This window comes from Microbacterium saperdae, assembly GCF_006716345.1.
Lineage (GTDB): Bacteria > Actinomycetota > Actinomycetes > Actinomycetales > Microbacteriaceae > Microbacterium > Microbacterium saperdae.
Window position 1 is genome coordinate 2,095,901 of record NZ_VFOX01000001.1, and the last position, 15,458, is coordinate 2,111,358.

Here is a 15,458-nt window from a genome sequence, read left to right on the forward strand (position 1 = left end):
TCCATCCAGCGTACTGGTCAGTGCGAGGTGCGCGTGCGCAGTGTGACGCCCGCGATCACACCGGCGACGACGACGAGTCCGGCGCCGATCAACGAGGTCACCATCACGCCGGAGCCGAACGCGGCGGCTGCCGCGTCCCAGAGCGCATCGCCGAGAGCTCCCGGCAACTCGTGCGCAGCAGTGTACGCACCGGCCAGCGTCTCCTTGGCGGCGTGCGCCACTTCGGCGGGAAGCCCCTCGGGCAGCACGAGTGCCCCGCGATAGAAGGCCGTGATGAGTCCACCCAGGATCGCGGTGCCGAGAACGGCTCCGAGTTCATAGGCGGTCTCGGAGACGGCACTGGCCGCGCCGGCCTTCGCCGCCGGCGCACTCGAGAGGATGAGCTCGTTCGAGATCGTCTCCGCGGCACCGATGCCGATGCCGAGCACGACGAACGCGATCACCAGGGGGGCGACGCCGTGCTCGTGCGTCGTGAAAGCCACGATCAGGTAGCCCGCCACGGAGAAGGCGAGCCCTGCGGGCACCACCACATGCGGCGGCACACGACGCGAGATCGGTACGACGGTGAGACCGGCGACGATCATCGCGAGCATGCCCGGCACGAGAGCCAGACCCGCCGTCATCGGCGAGAGGCCGAGCACGAGCTGCAGGTGCTGCGACACGAAGTAGAGGAAGCCGACCAGCGCGACGACGCTCAGCAGGTTCACCAGGATCGCCCCGGAGAACGACCCCCGGCGGAACAGCGCCATGTCGAGCATCGGTATCTCGGCACGCAGCTGGCGTCGCACGAACAGATATCCCATCACGAGGCCCAGCAACGCCCATCCGGCGGCCATCACACTGGGGCCGTCGACCGCGAGCGACTTGATCGCGTAGACCACGGGGATCATCGCCGCCATCGAGAGCACGATGCTGATCAGGTCGATCCGGCCCGGGTTCGGGTCGCGGCTCTCCGGCACCAGCAGGGGTGCCGCGATCAGCAGCGGGATCAGGACGGGGACGGCGATGAGGAACACCGACCCCCACGCGAAGTGCTCGAGGAGGAAACCTCCGACGATCGGGCCGAGCGCCGAGCCTGCGGAGAACGCCGACGCCCAGACGGCGATCGCCATCCGGCGCTGGTCACGGTTCTGGAAGATCGAGCGCAGCAGAGAGAGGGTCGACGGCATCAGCATCGCACCGAAGAAGCCAAGCAGCGCGCGGGCCGCGATCAGCAGGGCCGCCGTCGGCGCGAAAGCCGCGAGGGCGGAGACCGCCGCGAACCCGGTCGCTCCGATCAGGAGCATCTTCCTGCGGCCGAAGCGGTCGCCGAGCGTCCCCATCGTCACCAGGAGTCCGGCGAGGACCAGCGGATAGACGTCGATGATCCACAGCTGCTCGGCGCCCGAGGGCGCGAGGGCGATGGAGATCTCGGGGAGCGCGAAGCTCAGCACCGTATTGTCCACCGATACCAGGAGCACCGGCAGCATGAGGACGACCAGCGCCGCCCAGCCCCGGGCTCCGACACGGGGAGCATCCGTCTCTGTCGTCGGGATCGACGCAGTACGGGTCATGGAACACCTCTCAGGATCACGAGGACGATCTTTTACTAAACCGTCCGGATGGTATAGTAACAGAATCCCGTCGTCTCCCCTGTGCAGAGGACCCCGAATGCCCCGACCGCCCCTGGCTCGCGAACGCGTCCTCGACGCCTTCGAAGCCATCGTCATCGCCGAGGGTGAACGCGCGGCCACCCTGGAGGCCACCGCGAAAGCAGCCGGCGTCTCCAAGGGCGGGCTCCTCTACCATTTCGGCTCGAAGGACGAACTCGAAGCGGGGATGCTCGAGCGCCTGGACGCGCTCACCACCGCCGACCTCGCACGCATGGCCGCGGCAGAGGAAGGGCCGGTGGCGTACTACGTCCGCACCTCCGTCATGGAGGATGACGCCCTCGATCGGGCGTTGATCGCGACCACGCGCCTCGCGCAGGGCGGCTCCATCCCCGCCGCAGACATGCTGCGGCACACGCGGGGACGCTGGGCGGCCGAGATCCGCCCCCACGTCCGGGACGCGGCGAGCCTCGACCTCGTGATGCTGCTCAGCGACGGGCTCTACTTCAACAACTCGCTCGACGTGCACGGCCCCGAGCGGTTGGTTCCGCATCGTGAAGAGCTCGCCGCGCTCATCGAACTGGTGCTGCGCGCCACGTCCTGACCTCCCCCGGCACGCAGAAGAGGCGGGGGCATCACGCCCCCGCCTCTTCTCCGAATCCGTGGATCAGACCTCGGTGAGCTCGATCTGACGGAACAGGTCGGCGTCGATCGCGGCGCTGACGTCTTCCAGCAGCTCCTCCGACACCGGCGAGTCGAGCGTGAGGACGCTCAGCGCCTGCGCACCCGCGGCCTGACGCGCGATCTGCATACCGGCGATGTTGATCCCCGCCTCGCCGAACTTCTGGCCGTACACGGCCACGATTCCGGGGCGGTCGGTGTAGAGCATCACGACGTGGTGCTTCTCGATCGGCAGCTCGAGCGTGTGGTCGTTGATCCCGACCAGCTTCTCTGCCTGCTTCGGACCCGTGAGCGTGCCGGACACGGAGAGTTGCGAACCGTCGGACAGTGCACCGCTGAGCGTGATGACGTTGCGGTACTCGTCGCTCACATCGTCCTTGAGCAGACGCACCGCGATCCCGCGCTGCTCGGCGAGCAGCGGCGCATTGACGTACGACACGGTTTCGCTGACGATGTTCGTGAACACGCCCTTGAGCGCCGCGAGCTTGAGCACGCTGACGTCGTACTCGTTCAGCTCGCCGTGCACCTCGACGTCGAGGCTCGTGAGCGGCGACGTCGCCAGCGCGGCGAAGATCTGACCGAGCTTCTCGACCAGCGAGATGCCGGGGCGCACGTAGGGGTCGATGACACCACCGGCGACGTTGACCGCATCCGGCACCAGGTCGCCCCCGAGGGCCAGACGCACGGACCGCGCGACCGAGACGCCGGCCTTCTCCTGGGCCTCTTCCGTACTCGCGCCGAGGTGCGGCGTCACGACCACGTTCGGCAGGTCGAGCAGCGGGCGGGCCGTGCCGCCCTCGGCCGGCGGCTCCGAGGTGAAGACATCGAGACCGGCACCGGCGATCTCGCCGGCGACCAGCGCCTCATGCAGGGCGACCTCGTCGATCAGGCCACCACGGGCGACGTTCACCACGAACGCGGTCGGCTTCATGGCCTTGAACTGCTCCGCGCCGATCATCCCCGTCGTCTCGGGCGTCTTGGGCATGTGGATGGTGAGGAAGTCCGATTCGGCGACCAGCTCGTCGAGTGAGAGGAGCTGCACGCCGAGCTGCTGCGCGCGCGCCGACGTGACGTAGGGGTCGTACGCCACGACGCGCATGTCGAACGCCGCGAGACGTGCCGCGACGAGGGCGCCGATCCGTCCGAGGCCGACGATGCCGACGGTCTTCTCGAAGAGCTCGGCACCGGTGAAGGAGCTGCGCTTCCACTGTCCTGCGGACAGCGAGGCGTGCGCGGCGGGGATGCGGCGTGCGAGGCTCAGGATGTGTCCGACCGTGAGCTCGGCGGCCGAGACGATGTTCGAGGTCGGCGCGTTGACGACCATGACACCCGCCGCGGTCGCGGCCTTGATGTCGACGTTGTCGAGGCCGACGCCGGCGCGGGCGACGACCTTGAGCTTCGGCGCGTGCGTCAGCGCCTCCTCGTCGATGCGCGTCGCGGATCGGACCAGCACCGCATCCGCGTCGGACAGCGCGGCGAAGAGCGCCTCACGGTCGGTGCCGTCGACGTCACGGACGTCGAAATCGGGGCCCAGAGCCTCGATCGTGGCGGGAGAGAGAACTTCGGCGATGAGGACGACGGGCTTCGGCACAGAGGATCCTTCGGGGCAGCGCAGCAGGGGCCGATGCGCCGCACACCATGGGGGCGCGATCACCTCCACTGTACCGGAGCCGTCTCACCGCTCCGTGCCGTGTGACGGGGCCGAGCCCGCTACGAGGTCGCCAGAGTGAGGCTGTACGCGATCAGACTCATCCAGAACACCGCGACGATACCGAGGCCGGCGAGCAGCGCCAGGGCGAGCTCACCTGCCTTCCGCCGACGCCCGATGACGTAGGCGAACGCGAACACGATCGCGGGGAAGACCACGCCGAACGAGAGCACCGCCCAGCCGCCGCCGCTCAGTCCGCCCTGAGCCATCGCGATCAGATGCGCGACCGCATTCCAGACCGCGTAGGCATAGAAGAGTCCGGCCAGGCCCAGGACCAGTCCGACCAGCCAGCCCGGAGACGCGGCGGTGCGTGGGCTCTGTGTTCCGCTCATGAGCCGATCACCCCCACCGTCACGAAGGGCCAGGGAACGAGGAGCACGACACCCAGCAACAGCAGAGACACCCGGATCCATGCCGCCCGGCCGCGCGTGAGCGCCCAGGTCGCGAGGAACCACAGCGCGGGAGCCGCGATCGCGAGCACGAACCACGGCAGGAACATCGCGTCGGCCACGAAGAAGTTGGCGAGCGGCTTGAGCCGCAACCCTCCGACCACCCACCCGATCGAGTAGAGCAGGTAGACGCCGCCGACCACCCCGAGCACCAGGAGCATCGCGGTGCTGAGCGGTTCCGAGCCCTCCGGGTCGGCGACCGCAGTGTCCTCGGCAGCGCCGTCGTCACCGACACGGCCCACCTCGTCACTGCCCTTGCCCACGGCGTTCCACCCTGAGGGGAGCGCCGGTGCGATGGGCGGCGCGTCCTCGTCACCATCCCAGCTCAGGGCGTCATCGGAATCGGAAGTCATTCCCCCAGAGTAGGACACGCGTTCCACTAGGCTCAGGGGCATCCGGGCCGGTCAGGTCCATGTCGGGGGAAGGATCACCGTGGCTGAGCAGCACAAGAAGGTCGAGCAGGGCGCATCGAAGGCCGACGCCGGCGAACCGCCCGCAGGCTGGACCCCGACGCCCGAGGCGAAGGCGAAGGCCACGCGCTTCCGCTGGATCGCGGCGATCCTCTGGGCTGTGGCGATCATCGGCGAAGCGGTCGGCATCTTCTGGTTGCTGCGTCAGCGCGTGTTCGTCGGCGAAGACGGGAAGCTCGTCCGTGACGCCGACACCGGCCTCCTGCGGGAGCAGGGCGTCGCCGCGGAGTTCCCCCAGTGGGCGTTCGTCGCGCTCCTGGTGCTGCTGGTGGTCATCGCCGCCCTGTCGATCACCGGTTCCGTTCTCTGGAAGAAGGCGAACCGCCTCGATCCGGCACGCAAGTCCGACACCGTGCGGTTCTTCGTGCAGAACCAGCTCGGCGCGATCATCGCGATCGTCGCGTTCCTCCCGCTCATCATCCTGATCTTCCTCAACAAGGACATGTCGAAGGGGCAGAAGACGACCGCCGGCATCGTCGGCATCGCGCTGGCCGTTCTCGCCGCCGTCCTGGGCACCAGCATCAACCCGCCGTCGGTCGAGCAGTACACGGCCGACCAGTCCGCCGTCATCCAGCTGCTCGGACAGGACGAGGTCGTGTGGGTCGACGGCGGTGCCGTCTACCACGTCTGCGACGAGGTCTCCGCGATCCAGACCGGCAGTGAGATCCGAACCGGCACCACTGCCGAAGCCATCGAAGCGGGCAAGAGCCGCCTCACGCTGCAGTTCGCCTCGGAGCTGCGCGCCTGCGATCTCTCCGTGCCGGAGAACGCCGATCAGATCACCGAAGCCCTGCGCGCGATCCAGGCAGGACAGACAGATACCGCCCTCCCCGCCCCCGTGTGGGCGGACCCCGCCGACGCTCCCATCACCGTGGAAGAGGCTCCCGCGGAGTAGTCCTCCGAAGCGCGCTCGGCGCTACTCGGCGCCGAGCGCCTCGACGAGTCTCTCCTCCGCGGAGGAGAGATGCGCATCCAGCAGCTGGGCGGCGCGCTGACCGTCCCCCGAAGCCACGGCGTCGAGGATCTCGGCATGCTGCGCGGCGATCGCAGAGGCGTCCAGCAGCCTTCGCCCTTGGACCTGGGCCATGCACAGCCGCACCTCGTCGAGGACGCTGCGATACATCCGCCCTGTGCGCTCACTGTGGAGGGCATCGATGAGGGCGGTGTGGAAGCGCAGGTCAGGGTCGACCGTCGCAGGATCCGGCCCTGGCTCCATGGCGAGGATCTCGGCGTTCGCGGCGATCGCCGCAGCGGGGACGGCCCGTCGCGCGGCGAGCTCGCGCAGCGCCGCGCTCTCCAGGCGCGTCCGCGTCCGATAGACGTCGCGCACCGTCTCAGGATCGATGCCGACCACTCTCGCGCTCCGATGCGCCGTGCGCTCCAGAAGCCCCGACGCGACGAGCTGCTCGATCGCGGCCTTCGCGCTGGGCCTGGCCACACCGAACATCTGCGACACCGCCGCTTCGGTGAGCGGAGCGCCGGAGCGGATCTCACCGCTCAGGATCCGCTCGCGCAGCTGCGCCGTCACGGCATCCACCACGCCGACGATGCCGAGGGCGGCTTCTGTGGTCGTCATTCGATCAGTCTATCGAAGCGCCCACATCTCGGTACACTTGTCAGACAATCTTCCGACGGAGCAGAGGAGCACCGTGCCGACCACCCTCGCCGAACCCCTGGATCCCGCCCTTCTCGGGCCATCGACTCAGGTGCACTCACGGTCGATCGATCGCTTCGCCCGGGCGCACGATGCCTCGCACTATCTGCTGATCCCCGACGCCGTGCTCTCCCCCGCCGATGCCGAGGGCGTCGCACGGGCCTTCGGAGCAGTGCGTCAGGCCGGTCGCACCCTCACCTTCCGCTCCGGCGGCACCAGCCTCTCCGGCCAGGGCGTCAGCGGAGACATCCTCGTCGACACCCGCAGCCACTTCCGCGACATCCACGTCGAGGACGAGGGGGCGACGGTGCGCGTCGGCCCCGGCGCGACCGTGCGCCAGGTCAACACCCGCCTCACCCGATACCGGCGCAAGCTCGGCCCCGACCCCGCCAGCGAGATCGCCTGCACGATCGGCGGCGTGGTGGCGAACAACTCCAGTGGCATGGCGTGCGGCATCACCGAGAACTCCTATCGGACCATCCGCTCGCTGCGCGTGGTGCTCCCCAGCGGAACGATCCTCGACACCGGTGCTGCCGACGCGAACGCCCAGTTGCGCGCGGCCGAGCCCGCCCTCGCCGAGGGGCTGCTCGCGCTGCGTGAGCGGCTGCTGGCATCACCCGATCATGTGGCCTTCCTGCGCCAGCAGTTCTCCATGAAGAACACGATGGGATACGGCCTCAACGCGCTGCTCGACTTCGACGATCCGGTGCGCATCCTCGAGCACCTGATCATCGGCTCCGAGGGCACGCTCGCCTTCGTGGCCGAGGCGACATTCCGCACGATCGAGGTACGCTCCGCCATCGCGACCGGACTGCTCGTGTTCGAGACGCTCTCCGCCGCCATGGCAGCTCTGCCCGCACTGACCGATCTCGGACTCGCGACGATCGAGCTGCTCGATGCCGCCTCCCTCCGCGTCGCCCAAGGGCTGAGCGACGTTCCCGCGACCATCGCCGAGATCGAGGTCCGAGGTCACGCCGCACTCCTCGTCGAGGTGCACGCCGCGGATGCCGAAGCGCTGACCGCCTCCCGCGCGGTTGCTCAGGCGCACTTCGAGGCCCTGCCGCTCGCCGTGACGCCGAAGCTCACCACCGATGCCGCCGAGCGCGCCGCCCTCTGGCATGTGCGCAAGGGCCTCTACACGGCGGTCGCCGGCGCGCGCCCCTCCGGCACCACCGCTCTCCTCGAGGACATCGTGGTGCCCGTCAATCGGCTGCTGGTCACCTGCGAGCGGCTGATCGAGCTGTTCGCGGAACACGGGTACGAGGGCTCCGTCATCTTCGGCCATGCCAAAGACGGCAACGTGCACTTCCTGCTGAACGAGCGCTTCGACGACGCCGACAGCGTCGCTCGCTATCGGCGCTTCACGGACGACCTCGTCGAGCTGGTACTCGGCCAGCAGGGCTCGTTGAAGGCCGAGCACGGGACCGGCCGGATCATGGCGCCGTTCGTCCGCCGACAGTACGGCGATGAGCTGACCGACATGATGTGGGAGATCAAGCGCCTCTTCGATCCCGATCTGATCCTCAACCCGGGCGTGGTGCTCTCCGACGACCCCGACTCCTATCTGCACGATCTCAAGCGTGTGCCCACAGTGGAGAGTGAAGTCGACCGCTGCGTCGAGTGCGGGTACTGCGAGCCGACCTGTCCGAGCAAGAGCATCACCCTCACGCCGCGCCAGCGCATCGTGATCCGGCGCGACATGGCCTGGGCCGAGGAACAGGGCGATACGGCACTGCTGCAGGATCTGCAGGCGGACTACGACTACGACGGCGTGCAGACGTGCGCCGTCGACGGCATGTGCGGCGTGGCCTGTCCCGTCGACATCAACACCGGCGACCTGGTGCGACGTCTGCGCGCCGAGCAGTCGTCGAAGATCGAGGACACGGTGTGGGATGCCGCAGCGAAGGGATGGGGGGCCGTGACGCGCGTCGGCGGCACTGCGCTGACTTTCGCCGCCGCGATGCCCGCCCCCCTCGTGAAGGGTGTCACGCAGGTCGGCCGCGCCGTCCTCGGCGCGGACACCGTGCCGCTCTACGACGGCGGACTCCCGCGCGGCGGCACCAGAGCACCGGCGGCGCAGAACCCTGCCGATGCACAAGCGGTGTTCTTCGGCGCCTGCATCGGCACCATGTTCGGAGCTGAGGGCCATGGCGAAGGCTCGCGCGACGCGGTGCGCGCGCTGCTCGACCGCGCCGGGATCGCCGTGGTGATCCCCGAAGACACCGGCGGGATGTGCTGCGGCACCCCGTGGAAGTCGAAGGGCCACCTCGCCGGCTACGACCGGATGACGGAGCGCGTGCTCTCATCCCTGTGGGCGGCCAGTCGACAGGGCGAGCTCCCGGTCGTGTGCGACGCGGCCTCCTGCACCGAGGGCCTGCACACCATGCTCGCGAAGTCCGTGGCCGAGTATCCGGAGTACGCCGCGCTCGTGATCGAGGACGCGACGACCTACATCGCCAGGGAGGTGCTCCCCCGCGTGACCGTGTCGGCCAAGCTCGACAGCGTCGCTGTGCATCCGACCTGCTCGACGACCGCGCTGGGAGCGACCGGTGCGCTCACGGAGATCGCTGCGGCCGTGGCATCCGATGTGTTCGTGCCGGACGGCTGGGGATGCTGCGCGTTCGCGGGCGACCGCGGCATGCTGCACCCTGAGCTCACCGCCAGTGCGACCGAGGTCGAATCGGCAGAGGTCCGCGCCGCGGATGCCGATCGAGGCGGCTTCGACGCGTTCGTCTCGGCGAACCGCACCTGCGAGATCGGCATGACCCGCGCGACCGGCCAGCCCTATCGCCACGTGGTCGAGGTTCTCGAGGAGCTCACGCGGGGCTGAGACCAGGCCGGACGACGAAGAACGGGCGCCCCTCTCGGGACGCCCGTTCTTCGTGAATCAGATCAACCGATCAACTCAGCGTGCAGCCGAACCGTCGATGTAGTCCTCGTCCTGCTGCTTCCACGCGAAGAGCGAACGCAGCTCCTTGCCGGTCACCTCGATCGGGTGCTGCTCTTCCTTGGCGCGCAGCGCGAGGAACTCCTCGGCACCGTTGTCCTGGTCGTCGATGAAGCGCTTCGCGAACGCACCCGACTGGATGTCGGCGAGCACGCCCTGCATGCTCTCCTTGACGCGTGCGTCGATGACGCGCGGGCCCGAGACGTAGTCGCCGAACTCGGCGGTGTCGGAGATCGACCAGCGCTGCTTGGCGATGCCGCCCTCCCACATCAGGTCGACGATCAGCTTGAGCTCGTGCAGCACCTCGAAGTACGCGATCTGCGGCTGGTAGCCCGCCTCGGTCAGCGTCTCGAAACCGGCCTGCACGAGGTGGCTCACGCCACCGCAGAGCACGGCCTGCTCGCCGAACAGGTCGGTCTCGGTCTCTTCCGTGAAGGTCGTCTTGATGACACCGGCGCGGGTACCGCCGATGGCCTTCGCGTACGAGAGCGCGAGGTCCCAGGCCTTGCCCGATGCGTCACGCTCGACGGCGATGATGTCCGGGATGCCGCGACCGGCGACGAACTCGCGACGGACGGTGTGACCCGGAGCCTTCGGGGCAACGAGGATCACGTCGACCCCCTCCGGGGCGTCGATGTAGCCGAAGCGGATGTTGAAGCCGTGCGCGAACGCCAGGGTCTTGCCGGCGGTCAGGTTCGGGGCGATGGACTCGCTGTAGATCGTGCGCTGGTGCTGGTCCGGCGCGAGGATCATGATGACGTCGGCCCACTCGGTCGCCTCGGCGACGGTCTTGACGGGGAAGCCGGCCTCTTCGGCCTTCGCGGCGGACTTGGAGCCCTCCTTGAGCGCGATGGCGACCTCGACACCCGAGTCGCGCAGGTTCTGCGCGTGGGCGTGACCCTGCGAACCGTAACCGACGATCGCGACCTTCTTGCCCTGGATCAGGGACAGGTCGGCGTCGGCGTCGTAGAAGATCTCGGTGCTCACGTGTGTTTCTCCTTGTTCGTGGTTGATGCGGGACCGATCGGTCCCTGAGTTCTGGGGTGGTTCAGCCGCGCAGGACGCGCTCGCTGATGCTCTTGCCGCCGCGCCCGATGGCGAGGAGGCCGGACTGGGCGATCTCCTTGATGCCGAAGGGTTCGAGCGCCTTCAGCAGCGCCTCGACCTTGCCCTTGTCACCGGTCACCTCGACGACGAGCGCATCCGGCGCGTAGTCGACGACGGAGGCACGGAACAGGTTGACGACCTCGATGACGTTGGACCGCGTCGCGTTGTCGGTACGCACCTTGACCATCATGTGCTCGCGCTGCACGGACGTCGAGAAGTCGAGCTCGACGATCTTGATGACGTTGATCAGCTTGTTCAGCTGCTTGGTCACCTGCTCGAGTGGGAGCTCGTCGACGTCGACCACGACGGTGATCCGGGAGATGCCCGGGACCTCGGTCACGCCGACCGCGAGGGATTCGATGTTGAAGCCGCGACGGGCGAACAGACCGGCGACGCGGGTCAGAAGACCGGGACGGTCCTCCACCAGCAGACTCAGCACGTGGGTCGACATGTCTCAGACCTCCTCATCGAACGAAGGCGCGTGGTCACGCGCGTACTGGACGTAGCTGTTGCTGACGCCCTGGGGAACCATCGGCCACACCATGGAGTCGGCACTGACGACGAAGTCGATCACGACGGGGCGATCGTTGGTCTCGAGAGCCAGCTGGATCGCGGCGTCGACCTCCTCCTCCTTCTCCACGCGGATCGCGAGGCAGCCATAGGCCTCTGCGAGCTTCACGAAGTCGGGGATGCGGATCGTGCCGTGCCCGGTGTTCAGGTCGGTGTTGGAGTGACGCCCGTCGTAGAACAGCGTCTGCCACTGGCGCACCATGCCGAGCGAGGAGTTGTTGATGATCGCGACCTTGATCGGGATGTTGTTGATCGCGCAGGTGGCGAGCTCCTGATTGGTCATCTGGAAGCAGCCGTCGCCGTCGATCGACCACACGACGCGATCGGGCTCTGCGACCTTCGCGCCCATCGCCGCGGGCACGGAGTACCCCATGGTGCCCGCTCCCCCGGAGTTCAGCCAGGCGTTCGGACGCTCGTACTTGATGAACTGTGCGGCCCACATCTGGTGCTGACCGACGCCGGCCGCGTAGATGCCCTCCGGTCCGGTGAGCTCACCGATCCGCTGGATCACGTACTGCGGGGCCAGCAGCCCGTCGGTCGTGGGTGCGTAGCCGAGCGGGAACTCAGTGCGCAGTCCGTCGAGGTACGACCACCACTCCTCGATGTCGGGCTTGGCACCCTCGGTCGCGCCCCGGAAGGCGGCGTCGAGGTCGGTCAGGACGTCGCGCACGTCGCCCACGATCGGCACGTCGGCCATGCGGATCTTGGAGATCTCGGCGGGGTCGATGTCGACGTGCACGACCTTGGCGTTCGGCGCGAAGAGCGCCGCCTTGCCGGTCACGCGGTCGTCGAAGCGGGCTCCGAGCGACACCAGGAGATCGGCCTCCTGCAGCGCCAGGACAGCGGGCACGGTTCCGTGCATACCGGGCATGCCCAGGTGCTGCGGGTGCGAGTCGGGGAAGGCACCGCGGGCCATGAGCGTCGTCACGACCGGCGCGCCGGTGGACTCGGCGAGCTCGAGCAGCTCGGCGGAGGCGCGACCGCGGATCACTCCGCCGCCCACGTAGAGCACCGGCTTCTTGGCCGAGGCGAGCAGAGCGGCTGCTGCCTGGATCTGCTTGCCGTGCGCCTTCGTGACGGGACGGTAGCCGGGCAGGTCGATCTTCGGCGGCCAGACGAACGGCGCGGTGGCCTGCTGCGCGTCCTTCGTGATGTCCACGAGCACGGGGCCGGGACGACCGGTCGACGCGATCTCGTAGGCGGCGGCGATCGCACCGGGGATCTCGGCCGCGTCCTTCACGAGGAAGGAGTGCTTGGTGACCGGCATCGTGATGCCGACGATGTCGGCCTCCTGGAAGGCGTCCGTTCCCATGAGGGTCGAGAACACCTGGCCGGTGATCGCGAGGAGCGGCACCGAGTCCATGTAGGCGTCGGCAATCGCCGTGACGAGGTTGGTCGCGCCGGGTCCGGAGGTCGCGATGCACACGCCGACCTTGCCGGACGCGGAGGCGTAGCCCTCGGCGGCGTGGCCAGCGCCCTGCTCGTGGCGGACGAGGATGTGACGCAGATCCTCGGCGTCCATCAGCGGGTCGTAGACGGGAAGGATCGCCCCACCGGGCAGGCCGAACACATCGGTCACCCCGAGCAGCTCGAGGGAGCGGACGACGGCTTCGGCACCGGTGATCTCCGGCGCGGCGGACTGGCGGGCGGGTGGTCTCGGCACGGCCGAGACGGAATCAGCAGTCATGATGTTCCTTCATGGTGGTCTGTGGAGCCGAAGTCATCCGGCGGGTGAACCTGAACGAAGTCGAAGGATCAGCCGGTGGTCGCGCCCTCTGCGGCAGACCGCACGAGACGCGAGTACTTGGCAAGGACGCCACGGGTATAGCGCGGGGGAAGCGGCTCCCAGCCAGAGCGGCGGGAGGCGAGCTCCGCCTCGTCGACGAGTAGGTCGAGAGAGCGAGCTGCGATATCGACCCGTATCAGATCACCATCGCGCACGAAGGCGATGGGACCTGCGTCCACCGCTTCGGGTGCTATGTGGCCGATGCACAGGCCGGTTGTGCCGCCTGAGAATCGTCCGTCCGTCAAGAGTAGTACATCTTTTCCGAGTCCCGCGCCCTTGATGGCCGCGGTGATGGCGAGCATCTCGCGCATGCCCGGCCCGCCCTTGGGTCCTTCGTAGCGGATCACGACGACGTCTCCGGCCTTGACCTCGCCCGCGGCGAGGGCATCCATCGCGCCGCGCTCGCGCTCGAACACACGGGCGGGACCTTCGAAGACGTCGGCGTCGAAGCCTGCCGACTTCACGACAGCGCCCTCCGGGGCGAACGAGCCATGCAGGATCGTGATGCCACCGGAGGCGTGGATCGGGTTGTCGAACGAGTGGATGACGTCGCCGTCGACCGGGTCGGGGTTCAGATCGCGGAGGTTCTCGGCGACCGTCTTGCCCGTCACCGTGAGCGCGTCGCCGTGCAGCAGTCCCTCGTCGAGCATCGCCTTCATGATCACCGGGATGCCGCCGTGCCGGTCGACGTCGTTCATGACGTACTTGCCGAAAGGCTTCATGTCGGCCACGTGCGGCGTCTTGCTGCCGATGCGGTTGAAGTCATGCAGGCTGAGCTCGATCTCGGCCTCGCGGGCGATCGCGAGCAGGTGCAGCACGACGTTGGTCGAGCCGCCGAGCGCCATCGCGAGGGCGATCGCGTTCTCGAAGGACTCCTTCGTCAGGATGTCCTTGGTGGTGATCCCCTGACGGAGCAGGTTCACCACGGCCTCGCCGGACCGGTGCGCGAAGTAGTCGCGGCGACGGTCCGCCGAAGGCGGGGCGGCGGAGCCGGGCAGGCTCAGGCCCAGTGCTTCGGCGACAGACGCCATCGTGTTCGCGGTGTACATCCCGCCGCACGCGCCCTCGCCGGGGGCGAAGGCGCACTCGATGCGCTTGAGGTCCTCTTCCGTCATCCGACCAGCGCGGCAGGCGCCGACGCCTTCGAACGAGTCGATGATCGTGATGTCCTTCTCGGTGCCGTCCGAGAGCTTCACCCAACCGGGTGCGATGGATCCGGCATACAGGAACACGCTGGAGAGTCCCAGCCGTGCACTGGCCATGAGCATGCCGGGGATCGACTTGTCGCAGCCGGCGAGGAGCACGGAGCCGTCCAGCCGCTCCGCCATGATCACGGTCTCGACGGAGTCCGCGATCACCTCACGCGACACCAGGGAGAAATGCATCCCCTCGTGACCCATGGAGATGCCGTCCGAGACGGAGATCGTGCCGAACTGCAGCGGGTATCCCCCACCGGAGTGCACACCCTCCTTCGCGCCCTGAGCGAGACGATCCAGACTCAGGTTGCACGGGGTGATCTCGTTCCAGCTCGAGGCGATGCCGATCTGGGGCTTCTCCCAGTCCGCGTCTCCCATGCCGACGGCACGGAGCATGCCGCGGGAGGTGGTCGCCTCGATGCCGTCCGTGACGACGCGGCTACGGGGCTTGATGTCGATGGGCGCGTGGGGGGCCGACTCGTTCGAGGACATGCAGGAAGTCTATTCCTGCAGCGCGGCTCGCTCGTCCGCCAGCGCCTCCAGAAGGAGGGCCATCTGTTGTGGGTTCTCCACACGGATCGCCGCTGCGCTCTCGCCGGGTCCGACGCGCACGCCGAGGTCGCCGTCGCCGAGCACGCGCATCGCATCCTCGTCTGTCACATCGTCCCCTGCGAAGACGATGCCGGTGGCGCCGAGTCGCTCACGCAGAGTCGCCATCGCGGCATCCTTCCCCTCCGTGCGGGAGGAGAACTCCAGCACACGGTGCCCCGCGCGGCGGCGCCAGTGCGGGAACCGCTCGGCGACGAGCGCGTCGATCTCCGCGAAGACCTGCTTCTCGACCTCGCGGTCGGCCCGACGTGTGTGCACGCCCATGCCGAACGTCTTCGGTTCGAACTCCGCGCCCTCATACCGTTCGATGATGGGGCGCGCCGCGGCCCAGAGTTCCTCACGGGCGCCGTCGTCGGTGGGATCCCCGGCCGCATCGGCCTCGCCATCGCCGGGGAACCAGTACTGCGCGCCGTGCGAGCCGGCGAGCACGATCAGGGAGTCGTCCTCGTGCTCGGTGATCTCTCGGAGGTCATGGAGGCTGCGACCCGAGACATAGGCGACGACCGTGTTCGGAAGCGCCGCGAGCCGTGCCACCTGTGCGGCGACCTCGGGAAGAGCGCGCGCGGCCATCGGGTCCGGGACCAGCGGCGATGCCGTGCCGTCGAAGTCGAGGGCGACCACGAGCCGCTCGGTGGCGGCCACCGCACTCACATCGGCATCGGGCGCTCCGGGGGTCCACACGCGCGTCACAG

General features: G+C 68.4%; 13 protein-coding genes. 3 read left to right on the forward strand and 10 right to left on the reverse strand.

From position 1 onward, the window contains the following. Positions 1-17: 17 nt before the first annotated feature. Positions 18-1,553 carry an MFS transporter gene (locus FB560_RS10035; RefSeq protein WP_141872224.1) on the reverse strand — a complete coding sequence of 512 codons (1,536 nt, stop codon included), beginning with the start codon at positions 1,551-1,553 and terminating at the stop codon, positions 18-20. A gap of 97 nt (positions 1,554-1,650) precedes the next feature. On the opposite strand from FB560_RS10035, the gene FB560_RS10040 reads away from it, so the two are divergent. After that, complete coding sequence (locus FB560_RS10040) at positions 1,651-2,193, forward strand: TetR/AcrR family transcriptional regulator (protein WP_141872225.1); 543 nt, start codon at positions 1,651-1,653, stop codon at positions 2,191-2,193. 63 nt (positions 2,194-2,256) lie between these two features. Here the strand turns inward: FB560_RS10040 and serA are convergent, their stop codons facing one another. The 3 genes from serA to FB560_RS10055 form a co-directional block, all read right to left on the reverse strand. Further along, positions 2,257-3,861 (reverse strand): phosphoglycerate dehydrogenase, encoded by a 1,605-nt coding sequence (gene serA / locus FB560_RS10045; RefSeq protein ID WP_141872226.1) that lies wholly within the window; start codon positions 3,859-3,861, stop codon positions 2,257-2,259. Positions 3,862-3,980: 119 nt separating this feature from the next. Then, a complete protein-coding gene (locus FB560_RS10050; protein WP_141872227.1) occupies positions 3,981-4,310 on the reverse strand; it encodes a hypothetical protein in 330 nt (109 codons plus the stop codon). Continuing rightward, the gene (locus FB560_RS10055; RefSeq protein WP_141872228.1) at positions 4,307-4,780 is read right to left on the reverse strand and encodes a hypothetical protein; all 474 of its coding nucleotides are present in this window, start codon (positions 4,778-4,780) and stop codon (positions 4,307-4,309) included. Before FB560_RS10055 ends, FB560_RS10050 begins: the two co-directional genes overlap by 4 nt. Before the next feature lie 79 nt (positions 4,781-4,859). Here FB560_RS10055 and FB560_RS10060 point away from each other — a divergent pair, with 79 nt between their 5' ends. After that, entirely contained in the window at positions 4,860-5,792 is a 933-nt protein-coding gene (locus FB560_RS10060) for a hypothetical protein (RefSeq protein WP_229673137.1), read from the forward strand. Positions 5,793-5,813: 21 nt separating this feature from the next. Here the strand turns inward: FB560_RS10060 and FB560_RS10065 are convergent, their stop codons facing one another. Further along, positions 5,814-6,473, reverse strand: a complete 660-nt coding sequence (locus FB560_RS10065) for a GntR family transcriptional regulator (RefSeq protein ID WP_141872230.1) — start codon at positions 6,471-6,473, stop codon at positions 5,814-5,816. Positions 6,474-6,546: 73 nt separating this feature from the next. Between FB560_RS10065 and FB560_RS10070 the strand changes: the two genes are divergently transcribed. Further along, positions 6,547-9,381 carry an FAD-binding and (Fe-S)-binding domain-containing protein gene (locus tag FB560_RS10070; protein ID WP_141872231.1) on the forward strand — a complete coding sequence of 945 codons (2,835 nt, stop codon included), beginning with the start codon at positions 6,547-6,549 and terminating at the stop codon, positions 9,379-9,381. A gap of 75 nt (positions 9,382-9,456) precedes the next feature. On the opposite strand, the gene ilvC is transcribed toward FB560_RS10070, so the two are convergent. The 5 genes from ilvC to otsB form a co-directional block, all read right to left on the reverse strand. Further along, entirely contained in the window at positions 9,457-10,485 is a 1,029-nt protein-coding gene (ilvC, locus tag FB560_RS10075) for a ketol-acid reductoisomerase (protein ID WP_141872232.1), read from the reverse strand. A gap of 61 nt (positions 10,486-10,546) precedes the next feature. Continuing rightward, positions 10,547-11,056, reverse strand: coding sequence for an acetolactate synthase small subunit (gene ilvN / locus FB560_RS10080; protein ID WP_141872233.1), 510 nt, complete (start codon positions 11,054-11,056; stop codon positions 10,547-10,549). A 3-nt stretch (positions 11,057-11,059) separates the two neighbouring features. Continuing rightward, on the reverse strand, positions 11,060-12,862 hold the full coding sequence (locus FB560_RS10085; RefSeq protein ID WP_141872234.1) for an acetolactate synthase large subunit: 1,803 nt from the start codon (positions 12,860-12,862) through the stop codon (positions 11,060-11,062). A 68-nt stretch (positions 12,863-12,930) separates the two neighbouring features. After that, positions 12,931-14,649: a dihydroxy-acid dehydratase gene (gene ilvD / locus FB560_RS10090; protein WP_141872235.1), complete on the reverse strand. Its 1,719-nt coding sequence runs from the start codon at positions 14,647-14,649 to the stop codon at positions 12,931-12,933. A 9-nt stretch (positions 14,650-14,658) separates the two neighbouring features. Further along, on the reverse strand, positions 14,659-15,456 hold the full coding sequence (gene otsB, locus FB560_RS10095) for a trehalose-phosphatase (protein WP_188895151.1): 798 nt from the start codon (positions 15,454-15,456) through the stop codon (positions 14,659-14,661). Between the last annotated feature and the right edge of the window lie 2 nt (positions 15,457-15,458).

What these genes read in the sequence shown, in the direction of transcription:
- ilvD (WP_141872235.1), bottom strand. Translation starts at nt 14,649, where the DNA reads ATGTCCTCGAACGAGTCGGCCCCCCACGCGCCCATCGACATCAAGCCC.
- FB560_RS10035 (WP_141872224.1), bottom strand. Translation starts at nt 1,553, where the DNA reads ATGACCCGTACTGCGTCGATCCCGACGACAGAGACGGATGCTCCCCGT.
- FB560_RS10055 (WP_141872228.1), bottom strand. Translation starts at nt 4,780, where the DNA reads ATGACTTCCGATTCCGATGACGCCCTGAGCTGGGATGGTGACGAGGAC.
- FB560_RS10040 (WP_141872225.1), top strand. Translation starts at nt 1,651, where the DNA reads ATGCCCCGACCGCCCCTGGCTCGCGAACGCGTCCTCGACGCCTTCGAA.
- ilvN (WP_141872233.1), bottom strand. Translation starts at nt 11,056, where the DNA reads ATGTCGACCCACGTGCTGAGTCTGCTGGTGGAGGACCGTCCCGGTCTT.
- FB560_RS10065 (WP_141872230.1), bottom strand. Translation starts at nt 6,473, where the DNA reads ATGACGACCACAGAAGCCGCCCTCGGCATCGTCGGCGTGGTGGATGCC.
- FB560_RS10085 (WP_141872234.1), bottom strand. Translation starts at nt 12,862, where the DNA reads ATGACTGCTGATTCCGTCTCGGCCGTGCCGAGACCACCCGCCCGCCAG.
- FB560_RS10050 (WP_141872227.1), bottom strand. Translation starts at nt 4,310, where the DNA reads ATGAGCGGAACACAGAGCCCACGCACCGCCGCGTCTCCGGGCTGGCTG.